Annotated in this window: 11 protein-coding genes; 1 reads left to right on the forward strand and 10 read right to left on the reverse strand. The window is 66.1% G+C overall.

Annotation, left to right across the window (positions count from 1 at the left end; genetic code table 11):
* Positions 1–43 precede the first annotated feature (43 nt).
* The 10 genes from K225_RS0107130 to K225_RS0107175 are packed head-to-tail and all read right to left on the reverse strand — an operon-like array spanning position 44 to position 10,846.
* The gene (locus tag K225_RS0107130; protein WP_026435768.1) at positions 44–943 is read right to left on the reverse strand and encodes a ribose-phosphate pyrophosphokinase; all 900 of its coding nucleotides are present in this window, start codon (positions 941–943) and stop codon (positions 44–46) included.
* Positions 940–2,481 carry a thymidine phosphorylase family protein gene (locus K225_RS0107135; protein WP_026435769.1) on the reverse strand — a complete coding sequence of 514 codons (1,542 nt, stop codon included), beginning with the start codon at positions 2,479–2,481 and terminating at the stop codon, positions 940–942. The genes K225_RS0107130 and K225_RS0107135 overlap by 4 nt, the downstream gene beginning before the upstream one ends.
* A complete protein-coding gene (locus K225_RS0107140) occupies positions 2,478–3,836 on the reverse strand; it encodes an MBL fold metallo-hydrolase (protein WP_005795326.1) in 1,359 nt (452 codons plus the stop codon). Before K225_RS0107140 ends, K225_RS0107135 begins: the two co-directional genes overlap by 4 nt.
* A gap of 25 nt (positions 3,837–3,861) precedes the next feature.
* A complete protein-coding gene (locus tag K225_RS0107145) occupies positions 3,862–4,359 on the reverse strand; it encodes a TPM domain-containing protein (RefSeq protein ID WP_026435770.1) in 498 nt (165 codons plus the stop codon).
* A 1-nt stretch (position 4,360) separates the two neighbouring features.
* Positions 4,361–5,266: a YgcG family protein gene (locus K225_RS0107150; RefSeq protein WP_026435771.1), complete on the reverse strand. Its 906-nt coding sequence runs from the start codon at positions 5,264–5,266 to the stop codon at positions 4,361–4,363.
* A 1-nt stretch (position 5,267) separates the two neighbouring features.
* On the reverse strand, positions 5,268–5,879 hold the full coding sequence (locus K225_RS0107155) for a LemA family protein (protein ID WP_005795319.1): 612 nt from the start codon (positions 5,877–5,879) through the stop codon (positions 5,268–5,270).
* Positions 5,876–7,204 carry an MFS transporter gene (locus K225_RS0107160; protein ID WP_034711985.1) on the reverse strand — a complete coding sequence of 443 codons (1,329 nt, stop codon included), beginning with the start codon at positions 7,202–7,204 and terminating at the stop codon, positions 5,876–5,878. Before K225_RS0107160 ends, K225_RS0107155 begins: the two co-directional genes overlap by 4 nt.
* A gap of 19 nt (positions 7,205–7,223) precedes the next feature.
* Positions 7,224–9,671 carry a cation-translocating P-type ATPase gene (locus tag K225_RS0107165; RefSeq protein WP_026435773.1) on the reverse strand — a complete coding sequence of 816 codons (2,448 nt, stop codon included), beginning with the start codon at positions 9,669–9,671 and terminating at the stop codon, positions 7,224–7,226.
* A gap of 33 nt (positions 9,672–9,704) precedes the next feature.
* Positions 9,705–10,568 (reverse strand): polyphosphate kinase 2, encoded by an 864-nt coding sequence (ppk2, locus tag K225_RS0107170; protein WP_026435774.1) that lies wholly within the window; start codon positions 10,566–10,568, stop codon positions 9,705–9,707.
* A gap of 11 nt (positions 10,569–10,579) precedes the next feature.
* Positions 10,580–10,846 carry a hypothetical protein gene (locus K225_RS0107175; protein ID WP_236748630.1) on the reverse strand — a complete coding sequence of 89 codons (267 nt, stop codon included), beginning with the start codon at positions 10,844–10,846 and terminating at the stop codon, positions 10,580–10,582.
* 426 nt (positions 10,847–11,272) lie between these two features.
* On the opposite strand from K225_RS0107175, the gene K225_RS0107180 reads away from it, so the two are divergent.
* Positions 11,273–11,478: winged helix-turn-helix transcriptional regulator (locus K225_RS0107180; RefSeq protein ID WP_026435776.1), on the forward strand; the 206-nt coding region annotated here is incomplete at its 3' end.

An 11,478-nucleotide genomic window follows, 5' to 3' on the forward strand; every position in this document is an offset into this window, starting at 1 on the left:
CTCCCCTCGATCGTGAGCGTCATGACGAGCGTGGCGCAGCGGCTCATGGCGCGCCGACTTCCATCAGTTCCTGCACCGCTGTCGCCAGCGGTGCCACCACGCTGATGCCGTTGGAGACATGCGGCACGGTGTCGCAGGTCACCACCCGCTGGGGCCCTGCCGCAAGAAGTGCGTGGTACGCGTCGGCGGCGAACAGGGCGTGCACCCCGATGCACACCGGTGGCGGCAATCCCACGCTGCGCACACTGACGATTGCCTGGATCATCGTGCGCGCGCTGGACACGATGTCATCGATGAGCACGGGCTGGCGGTCTGCCAGGGCCGCGGTGTCGGGAAGGCTGACCTCCACGTCCTTGTCGCCCCGGCGGATCTTCTGCAACACCGTGAACGGCGCGCCAGCCAAGCGCGCGACTTCCTGGACCCATTGCTCGCTTTCCGCATCGGGTCCGATCAACACGGGACGGTCCACATGGGCTGCGACCCAGGCCGCGATGGCGGGCGCGGACTGGACCACACGGGTCGGCACCCGGTAGACCTCGCCGAGCGAGCGGTAGCGGTGCAGATGGGGATCGACGGTGACGATACCGTCGAACACCGTCGACACCAGCGCAGCGAACGTGCGGGACGTGATGGCTTCGCCCGTGTTGAAGCGCCGGTCCTGACGCAGGTACGCCAGGTACGGGGCAGCCAGCAACACGCGGGTGGCGCCGAGGTCGCGCGCTGCGTCCGCGGCGAACAACAAGGGCAGCGCCTTGGCGTCCGGCTGTGCCAGGCTGGCCACGATCACGACGGTGCGGCCGGTGACGTCGGCGTCCAGCCGCACCAGCGACTCGCCGTCCGGGAACCGGTGCAGCTGCAGGGCAGCCCGCTGCGCGCCCAACGCCCGGATCAGTCCATCGGCGAAGTCTTCGTCGCCCGGCAGGTGAAAAACGAGAGGTTTCATAGGTTCTCCGAAATCTGGAAGATCGGTGGGCGCGAGCGGACGAACTGCAGCGCATAGGCCAGCTCGCCCGGCGCCTGGGCGTGCAGCGTGAAGAGCGGCTGTCCCGCTTCGACCTGGTCGCCCAGGCGCGCATGCACGTCGATGCCGGCGGCAGCGGCGGTCGGTGCTCCGGCGAGCTTAGCCGCCCGCGCGAGCAGCCGGTTGTCGATTCGGGAGACCCGTCCCGTGGACGGCGATGCGACGGTGTGCCGATGCGTTGCCACCGGGATGCTGCGCAGGCCGCCCTGCTCAGCGCAGATCGCCTGGAACGTGGCCCAGGCGCGGCCGTCGGCCAGCACCTGCGCGGCGAGCGTCAGGCCGCCGCCGGCGGGCGCTGCACCGCCCATTTCGAGGATGTCCGCCGCCAGCCGCAACGCTCGCTCCCGCAGGTCGGCCGGGGCCTCGGGCGTCCCTTGTAGGACGGCCAGCACGTCGCGGGCCTCCAGTGCCGGGCCGATCCCGCGGCCGACCGGCTGCTCACCATCGGTGACGCGCAAGGCCACGTGCAGGCCGATGGCGCTGCCCACCTCCTGCAGGCGCCGACCGAGCGCCGCCGCGGCCTGCGCGCTGCGCACTTTGGCGGTGGCACCCACGGGCAGGTCGATCAGCACATGGGTCGAGCCCGCGGCGGCCTTCTTGGACAGGACCGAGGCGACGAGCTGGCCCTCGCTGTCCAGGTCCAGCGGCCGCTCGACGCGGATGAGGATGTCGTCGGCGGGGCTGAGCCGTACCGAGCCGCCCCAGACGATGCAGCCGCCCGTGCGTTCGACCACGCGCCGCATGCTCGGCACATCCAGGTTCACCGGCGCCAGCACCTCCATCGTGTCGGCCGTCCCGGCCGGCGAGGTGATGGCGCGCGAGGAGGTCTTGGGCATCGTGAGGCCGCAGGCGGCCACGATGGGCACCACGAGCAGGGTCGTGCGGTTGCCGGGCAGGCCGCCGACGCAATGCTTGTCCACCACCAGCGGGCGCCCCCAATCGATGCGGTCACCGACGCCAATCATGGCTTTCGTGAGCGAGACTGTCTCCGCGAGGTCCAGGCGATCGCCGGCGCAGGCGGTGATGAAGGTGGCCAGATGCAGGTCCGAGTAATGGCCCGCCGCGACGTCGGAGATGATGGCGCTGAACTCGGCATCGCCCAGGGCATTGCCGTAGACCTTGGCCCGGACATGGCTGAGCGAATCCAGCGGCGGTGCATGGGTCACCGTGACCAGCTGGCCCGGCTGCGCCCCCAGCGACGCCCATGCCGATTCGGACAGGCCAGCGACGTTCTCGGCCAGCCAATTCCCATCGACGACGCTGAGCGTCGCCACGATGCTGCGGCGGCCGGCCGTCAGCTGCACGCGCGCCTGGGTCGTGAAACCCTCCGACCGGCAGACAGGGCAGTCGCGCCGCATGTAGACCACCGGCTCCTGATAGGTGTCGATGCCCGTGCGCCACGCCTGCAGCCTGTTCCCGGCCTCCTTGGTGCGGCCGGCTTCATGCATTTGCGCTGTCATGCAAGCTCCACGGTCTGCAGGTAGTCGGGCACCGAGACCGCCCAGCCGAGTTCATGGTCGATCCGCGAGCGCAGCGCATCGGCCGCTTCGGGCTCGCCGTGCGTCACGAACGTGCGGCGCGGCGTTTGCGTGAAGCCGCGCAGCCACGCGATGATCTCGTCGGCATCGGCATGGGCGGAGAGGTTGTCGAGCGAGGCCACCTCGGCGCGAATCGGCACGTCTTCGCCATGGATGCGAACGGTGGACGCACCATGCAGGATCGCCGCGCCGCGGGTTCCACCCGCCTGGTAGCCGGCGAACAGGATCGTGTTGCGCCGATCGGGTGCGAAGGACTTCAGGTGGTGAACCACCCGGCCACCCGTGGCCATGCCGCTGGCGGAGATGATCACCATCGGGCCGCGGCTGGCACTGAGCGCCTTGGACTCCTCGACCTTGTTGACGATCTTCGCGGCGTGGCACATGCCCTCGCACTCCTCGGGCGAGAGCCGATGCTCGTCACGGTGGGCGTGATACAGCTGCGTCGCATCGATGGCCATCGGGCTGTCGAGGTACACCGGCAGGTGGTGGATGCGGCCCTGCTTCTTGAGCTGGTAGATGCCATACATCAGGCTTTGGGCGCGGCCGACCGCGAACGCGGGGATGACCACGACACCGCCGCGGGCGGCGGTCTGATTGATCACGGTCTCCAGTTTTTCCAGCGCGTCAGTCTCTTCATGCTTGCGGTTGCCGTAGGTAGACTCCACCAGCAGGTAGTCTGCGCCCGGAACCTGCACCGGCGGGCGCAGCACCGGGTCGTTCGGGCGGCCGATGTCGCCGGAGAAGAGCACCGACCGCTGCCCATCGCTGAGGTGCACGAAGGCGGAGCCGAGCATGTGCCCCGAGGGCTCCAGCCGGGCTGTGAGTCCGGGCAGAGCTTCGAAGGCCTCGGCGAACGGACGCGGTGAGAAAAGCTTCAGGCAGCGCTCGGCATCCTCCCGCGTGTACAGCGGCAGCGCGGGCTTGTGCTTGGAGAAGCCGTAGCGGTTGGCGAACTTCGCCTCTTCTTCCTGCAAATGACCACTGTCGGTGAGCAGTATCTTGCATAGCTCATGCGTCGCGGACGTGCAATAGACCCGCCCGCGAAAACCCTGCCGCGCCAGCAGCGGCAGGTAGCCGCTGTGATCGATGTGGGCGTGGGTGAGCACGACAGCATCGATCGTCTTGGGCGCGACCGGCAGCGGCTCCCAATTGCGCAGCCGCAGCTGCTTAAAGCCCTGGAACAGGCCGCTGTCCACCAGGATTGTCGAGTCGCCATGGCGCAGGAGGTATTTCGAACCGGTCACGGTGCCCGTGGCACCCAAAAACTGAAGTTGCATGGAAAGTCTCCAAGGATGTTGTCGTTCAAAAAAGAACTGGCCGATCGGGCAACTCGTTTCCGTCGCCCGCGTCGCGCGGAAAGTGCTGCATCAACAGATGGCTGACGGCGGCGATGCCTTCCATGGAACCGGCCTCGAAGTGCCCCTGCGCGAACTGGGCTTCCATGCGCTGGCACACACCTGACCACATGTCGGCACCGCAACAGGCATGGATGCCGCGATCGGCCACGACCTCCACCGCCCGATCGGCCAGCAGCACGTAGATGAGCACGCCGCTGTTATGCGCCGTGTCCCATACGCCCATACGGGCAAACAGATCCAGCGCTCGCTCGCGCGGCGACTGGTCTCGCCACAGCGGCGATCCATCCAGCGCGCCCTCGACCACAAAGCGCAACTGGCCGCCATGCTGGGACTCTCCCGCACGGATGGCTTGCTCGATGGCGTCCAGAGTGCGCGGCGGGAAGGCGCGGCGTACCGCGCGGCCGGTGGTGGCGAGGTGGCGAAGAAGTCGTTGAATGTTCATCTCACCACCGTCCTGAGGCGCCACCGCCACCAAAGCCACCGCCACCGCCGCGGAATCCTCCTCCGCCGCCGCCGAATCCGCCACCAGGCCACCCACCACCCCGATGGTGCCCATGCATGCCGCCGTGGCCGCCCATGCCGATGCCTAGCAGCGTGACGAAGAATCCCGCCAATCCGGCCAGCGCGGCTACCGCGAGGGTGCCCACCACCAGCCACGCCGCAGCACCCAATACCCCGGCTGTGACCACGGCGCCAGGGACCCGACCGAGCGCGTTGCGCAGCAATCCGCCCAGCATCAAAGCCACGATGAACAGGAAGGGCCAGGCCTGGCCGATGTCGTTGGTCCGGCCTTGCCGCCGTGGATCCGCCGCAGGCAGGGCTTCGCCGTCGACGACGCGCATGATCTGTTCGGCGCCTGCCGCGATGCCACCGTCGAAATCGCCCTGGCGAAAGCGCGGCGTGATTACTTCGTCGATGATGCGCCGCGCCACCAAATCGCTCAGCGCGCCCTCGATGCCGTAGCCAACCTCGATACGCACGGCGCGATCGTTCTTGGCAACCAGCAGCAGTGCACCATCGTCCACCTTGCGGCGGCCGAGCTTCCACTGTTCGACCACCCGCATGGCGTACTGCTCGACCGGTTCGGGCCGCGTGGAGCCGACCATCAGCACCGCGATCTGCACGCCCTTGCGTTCCTCGAAAGCACGAAGCTGCGCATCCAGCGAGGCGATCCGATCGGCGGCGAGCGTCCCCGTGAGGTCGGTGACACGCGCCTGCAGCGGCGGAATAGCGACCAGTTCCTGCGCGGACGCGACCACCAGGAACAGGCTCAGCAACAGCCAAGCCAACATGCGGGCCAGGCGTAGGTGGGCGGCCGGGTACGGCACCGCTGTTCTCAGCGTGCTCATGTCAGGGGCGCGCCGCCGGTGCCGAGGCGCCGAAGTCGACCTGGGGCGGCGTGGCCATCGCCTTCTCGTCGGCGACGGAGAAGTTCGGCTTGACGTCGTAGCTGAACACCTTGGCCGTGATGTTGGTCGGGAAGCTGCGCGTGAGGACGTTGTAGTCCTGCACCACCTTCACATAGCGCCCGCGGGCCACGGTGATGCGGTTCTCGGTGCCTTCAAGCTGCGCGCGCAGTTCCTGGAAGGCCTGGTTGGCTTTGAGCTGCGGGTAGTTCTCGCTCACGACCAGCAGCCTGCTCAGCGCGCCGGACAGCTCGCCCTGCACCGCCTGGAACTTCTGGAACGCCTCGGGGTTGTTGACGAGTTCCGGAGTAGCCTGGATCGAGGTGGCCTTGGCGCGCGCTTCGACGACCCGGGTCAGCGTCTCTTGTTCGAAGTTGGTCTCTCCTTTCACCGTCGCCACGATGTTCGGTATCAGGTCTGCGCGCCGCTGGTACTGGTTCAGCACCTCGGACCAGGCAGACTTGGTCTGTTCGTCCAACCGCTGGAAGTCGTTGTAGCCGCATCCGCTCAGCGACAGGGCAAGCGCTGCGAGCAGGGTCGTCAGGATAAGTCTCATGGTTCGGTCTCCGTGGAGGTGGATGAAGTGGAGGAAAATGAAGCTGTCAGCAGGGCCGGGTTCGCTGGCCACCACTTCCGGGGAATCAGCAAGAAAGCGAGGGTGACCACGAGCGGGATGGACAGCCATGCGAAGCTGCCCTGCATGTCGGTGCCGAATAGCCAGCCGGCGACTGCCGATCCCAGCGTCTGCCCGAAGCCAGTTGCTGCCGCTAGGCCGCCCATCGCGGTTCCGAGCCGCCGACGTGCGGAGCCTGCGGCGAGGTAGGCAACGGTCGGCAGCACGATACCGGTGCCCGCCGCTGTAAAACTGACGCCAACGTACATCCAGGTCTCGCTGCCATGGCGAGCCAGCACCGCGAGTCCCGCGATACCCAGAACCATGCCGGCAGCCAACATGCGACGGGGATCAGCGCGCTCAAGCAAGCCGGTGAAAAACAGGACCGCGTTGACGCCCAACATCACCAGGCTGCATTCGGCGAACATCAACGACACCTCGCGCGACGTGAGATCGGGATGACGCTGGCCTTGCAGCACGATGCCGAGTTCAAAGCCGGCGAGCACGAACATGACCACGCCATTGAGCAGCCAGAGCGTGAAGGACCGGCTCTCGGGCGCGCCGTCGTCATCGCTCGGGCCCGCATCCAGCGTGGTGGACGGCGCGGGAAGCGTGGCTGCCAGGCCCAGCATCATCAACGCACCCAGCGCAGCCGAGAGTCCGATCACGAGCTTGGTCGATGACCCCTGCACGAAGGCGGCGACGACGCCCAAGCCGGCAAGGCGATCCGCGACGGCGTTGAGGCCGGGTCCGAACAGGAACCCGAGCAGCGACATCGCGCCCAACCATGCGAAGCGCTTGGCGCGTATCGCCTGAGGCGTGTACTGCGCGACGAGCGCCGGCACCACGGGCACGACTGCGGCGACAAAGAAGCCCGCAGCGCCGCGAAGCGCATAGATGCCGACCACGCCCACAGATTCGGGGCGCAGCAGCGGAAGCAGGCTCGCCACATAGCCGACCAGCCCGACCAGCAGCACGCGGGCGCGTCCCAGCCTGTCCGCCAGCACGCCCCACAGCGGCGCCCCCACAAGGATCCCGGCCGTGTAGATGCCGCTGAGGTAGCCGACATGGCGCGCGAGCACCGCTGGATCCGCGTCGCCCATCAGAGGGCGCAGCCAGTCGGGAATCAAGGGCATCAACGCGCCATACCCGGCCGAGACAACGAACACGGCCGCCGACAGCCAGCCCAGCTGAACGACGCCCAGGTCGCCCTGACGGGCCGGCGTGGCTTTGTATGGCGGCGATCTCATCGGGTGGCTCTCGACCATGGTGGTTCGCAGCACGGGCTCACGCGACCGCTTGAGCGGAGGCGCGCGACGTGACGCGCTTGATGCCCGGTAGGCGCGTGCGTTTGAGCATCAGTGCATTGATGGCCACTATCGCGGAACTACCGGACATCGACAACGCGGCAACCTCCGGCGACAGCGTGAAGGGGTACAATACCCCAGCCGCAAGCGGGAAGGCGACCACGTTGTAGCCCACGGCCCACCATAGGTTCTGGTGCATCTTGCGCAGCGTTGCGCGAGAGAGCTCGATGGCCCCGACGACGTCGTACGGGTCGCTTTTCATCAACACCACCTGGGCGCTCTCCATGGCGACATCCGTCCCGGCGCCGATCGCAAAGCCCACGTCGGCCTGGGTCAGCGCTGGCGCGTCGTTGATGCCGTCGCCGACCATGCCCACCTTGTGACCCTGCTGCTGCAACTCCTTGATCTTGGATGCCTTCTGGCCGGGCAGCACGTCCGCAAGGACGATGTCGATCCCCAATTCCTTGCCGATACGCTCGGCGGTCGCCTGGTTGTCACCGGTCAGCATCGCGACCTTCACGCCCCGCGCCTGCAGCTTGGAGATCGTCTCGCGCGAGGTCGGCCGGACGGCGTCCGCGATTGCAATGAGGCCAATCAGCCGGCCGCCGCGCGCGACATAGACCACCGTGCGCCCGCCGCCTTGCAGCCGCGTTGCCTCGCTGGAGAGGACGGCCAGGTCTACCTGCTCCGACTGCATCAGCAGCCGGTTCCCGAGCAGCACCGTCTCGCCCCCGATGGTGGCCCGTGCACCTTGCCCATCGATGTTGGTGAAGTTCTCTGTGACCTCCGTCGGCATGTCCCCCGCACGCTTGAGCACTGCGAGTGCAAGGGGGTGCTCGGAGAACTTCTCCACCGCGGCGGCCGTCGCCAGAAGCCGCGCCTCTTCGAAACCGGGCGCGGCCACGATCTCGACGACATCGGGCTGCCCGAGTGTCAAGGTGCCGGTTTTGTCGAACACCACCACTGTCAGCTTGGTAGCGTTCTCCAGCGCGGCCGCGTTCTTGAAGAGGATGCCGTTCATCGCACCCAGGCCGGTCCCGACCATGATGGCCATCGGCGTGGCCAGGCCCAGCGCATCAGGGCATGCGATCACGAATACCGTGATGGTCAAGGTGAGTGCGAATAGCAGCGTCTGGCCCATCACCCAGTACCAGACGCTGAAGGTCAACAAGCCAATCACGATCGCCGCCAGCACCAGCCACTGCGACGCCTGGTCGGCCAGCAGCTGGCCGGGTGCCTTCGAGTTCTGGGCCTCCTGGACCAGCTTGACGATCTGGGCCAATGCCGTGTCCGCACCGACCTTCGTGGCCTTGTAGCGGAAGCTCCCGCTCTTGTTGATGCTGGCGCCAACGACGGTGCTGCCTACCACCTTCTTGACCGGCATCGACTCGCCGGTCAGCATCGACTCGTCGACCTGCGAGGCTCCTTCGACGATCTCGCCATCCACCGGGATCTTGTCGCCGGGCTTGATCACCACCAGTTCACCGGCCACGACCTCGGCGGTTGGCACCTTGGTCTCGACACCGTTGCGCACGACGGTGGCCATCGGTGGCGCGAGATCCATCAGCGCGCGAATCGCGTCGGACGCACCCGCGCGGGCGCGCATCTCTAACCAGTGGCCCAGCAGGATGAAAACCAGCAGCACTGACGCCGCTTCATAGAACACCTCACCCTCGTAGAAGAAGGTCGCTCCGACGCTGAACAGGTATCCCACGCCCACCGACAGCACGACCAGCGTGGCCATGTTGGCGACACCGTTGCGCAAAGCGCGCCACGCAGCGATGCAGAAAGGCCAGCCGGGATAGAGGATCGCCGCGCTCGCGAAGATGAAAAGAAAGAGCTTGTTGTCCAGCCCGAACGGTGTCTGGAAGTCGCCGAACATCTTCCCCATCGGCGAATAGAGAAACACCGGAATCGAAAAGATCAGGGACACGAAGAACCGATTGCGCATGTCCCGGGCCATGTCCTGCATCGACCCAGACCCGTGCCCCATGTCGTGCATCATGTCGTCCATGACGGGCTCGCCTGCGTGGCCCTGGTGCCCGGCATGGGAGGCCGGCGAGGCGGCCATCGTCGCAGTCGCTCCGACTGCATGGGCATGCCCCGAATGCACCGCGTGATCCTCCTGCTTCGCAGACACGGCGTGATCGGCGTGTCCGTCATGGCGCTGGCCCGCCGTACTGCCCGTGGCGGGATCGCACACATGCTTAGGCGTCTGCTCGCCACTGCAGTGATAGCCGCACTCCACGATCCGGCGGCGCAGATCCTCGACACTGAGCTGCCGTTCGTCGAGATGGACCGTTGCGCTTCCCGCAACGTAGTTGACATCCGCGTGATGGACGCCGGGAAGCTGCAGCAACTTGCGACGTACTCCCTCCGCGCTCAGGCTCGATATGAGCCCTCCGACTTCAACGTTGATTGACTTCATAGATGGTTCATCCTGTTGGTTCTGTTCGATGTATCAACGTGCGAGTCGGCCGGAATCCAGGCAGTCCTGCGAGAACTCGAAGACGATCTCCCGGTCGGGTGCGATGAGCTTGTGCTTCTTGCCCGCGTAGTGGAGCCGCGAGAGGACGTCCCTGATCAGGTTGAGCCTGGCGACTCGCTTGTTGTCGGCGAGCACGACGGACCAGGGAGCGGCAGCGGTGTGCGTGCGTATGAACATCTCGTCGCGCGCACGCGTGTAGCCGTCCCAGTGCTTCAGCGCCACGGCGTCGACCGGACTTGATTTCCATTGCTTGAGCGGGTCACGGCGGCGTTCACTGAGCCGGCGGGTCTGCTCTTTCTTCCCGATGTCGAGGTAATACTTCAGCAGCTTGATGCCGGAGTTGACCAGCATCTCCTCGAACTTCGGCACGGAGTTCATGAACTCCTCGTGCTGCTCAGCCGTGCAGAAACCCATCACCGGCTCCACGCCGGCGCGGTTGTACCAGCTGCGGTTGAACACAACGAGTTCTTCGCCGACCGGTAGGTGCGGCACGTAGCGCTGGAAGTACCAACTGGTGCGGTCCCGATCGGAGGGTTTGCTGAGCGCGACGACCCGGGTTTCCCGCGGACTCAGGTGTTCGACGAGTCGCTTGATGCTGCCATCCTTGCCCGCACTGTCCCGTCCCTCCAAGAGGATGAGGATGCGGTCGCTACATTTGATGAAGTGACGCTGCAGCTTCACGAGTTCTATCTGCAGCATGTGCAACTGCGCCTCATAGTCCTCGCGGCCGATCGAGCGTTCCGTTGCCTCGTCGCGCGACGGGTTGTGCGCGACATCGGTCACGTCCGCATGAGCCTTGTTCTTCGCGCCTGTCGCGGCCTTCTTGTTCTTTGCCATGGGGTTCTCCGTTACGCCTGCTCGTTCCAGGCAGCATTGATCCGCGAGTGCTCCGGGATGCCCTCGAAGCTCGGCGCCACTAGAGCCGAAGTCCCAGGGGCGCTCGAACCCGCAGGATGATGGGCCTGATGGTCGTCTTGCCCGAATGAAAACAAACTGACGAGGGCGGCGCCGAAGACGACCGCGATGGAGCGCACGAATGTCATTTCTTTCTCCTTTAGCCGCTGGTTTTTGTCGTCTGGTCGAGCCAAGTGGCGCTTCCAGAAGACAAATCCCATATGAGAACTCCGTAGCCGGGTACAGAGTCAAGGCGTACGAGACGCGTGCGGGACATAGCCGGCACAGCGCTCACAGGAGGGGCTATAACGCGAGACGTGCAAACAGCAGCCAAGCAGGCGGCTGTGGGTGAGCCCGCTGGGGGCTCCTCAATAGGATGGCTCGCAGAGCCAGCGCCGGGGCCGGTTCCCAGGCAGTATAGGAAGGGGGCGGAAGCCCAATAAGGTCGAACGCAAAGGTCGGCGTCTTCTGCATTGCCGACTGGTTGACCTCTCCGCAAAGTTTCAGGCAAGGTGCCTTCGACGGGTCCTGGCTCCCCTTGTTGATTTCCACGCAGAAGTGACCCACTAACCCCCAGGATTTCCATCTAAATCTGATCCACGTACTAACCCTAACCTGCTGCTTTCTTAAGCAGCAGGAGACCAGGAGTGATAGACGTGGCAACACTGAGTGTCATCAGGCGCTGGGCCCTGCGAGAGCAGCTGTCCATCCGAGAGATCGCCCGCCGCACGGGCCTCTCGCGCAACACCATCCGCAAGTACCTGCGCGCGGGCGAGGCCGAGCCGCACTACGCCAAGCGGGTCAGCCCTTCCAAGCTCGACCCCTTTGCCTTGAAGCTCGCCGGCTGGCTCAA

The organism is Acidovorax sp. JHL-9 (assembly GCF_000426205.1).
Lineage (GTDB): Bacteria > Pseudomonadota > Gammaproteobacteria > Burkholderiales > Burkholderiaceae_C > Acidovorax > Acidovorax soli.

Coding starts and splice junctions, on each gene's coding strand:
- K225_RS0107130 (WP_026435768.1), bottom strand. CDS start 943: ATGAAACCTCTCGTTTTTCACCTGCCGGGCGACGAAGACTTCGCCGAT.
- K225_RS0107135 (WP_026435769.1), bottom strand. CDS start 2,481: ATGACAGCGCAAATGCATGAAGCCGGCCGCACCAAGGAGGCCGGGAAC.
- K225_RS0107140 (WP_005795326.1), bottom strand. CDS start 3,836: ATGCAACTTCAGTTTTTGGGTGCCACGGGCACCGTGACCGGTTCGAAA.
- K225_RS0107145 (WP_026435770.1), bottom strand. CDS start 4,359: ATGAACATTCAACGACTTCTTCGCCACCTCGCCACCACCGGCCGCGCG.
- K225_RS0107150 (WP_026435771.1), bottom strand. CDS start 5,266: ATGAGCACGCTGAGAACAGCGGTGCCGTACCCGGCCGCCCACCTACGC.
- K225_RS0107155 (WP_005795319.1), bottom strand. CDS start 5,879: ATGAGACTTATCCTGACGACCCTGCTCGCAGCGCTTGCCCTGTCGCTG.
- K225_RS0107160 (WP_034711985.1), bottom strand. CDS start 7,204: ATGGTCGAGAGCCACCCGATGAGATCGCCGCCATACAAAGCCACGCCG.
- K225_RS0107165 (WP_026435773.1), bottom strand. CDS start 9,671: ATGAAGTCAATCAACGTTGAAGTCGGAGGGCTCATATCGAGCCTGAGC.
- ppk2 (WP_026435774.1), bottom strand. CDS start 10,568: ATGGCAAAGAACAAGAAGGCCGCGACAGGCGCGAAGAACAAGGCTCAT.
- K225_RS0107175 (WP_236748630.1), bottom strand. CDS start 10,846: ATGGGATTTGTCTTCTGGAAGCGCCACTTGGCTCGACCAGACGACAAA.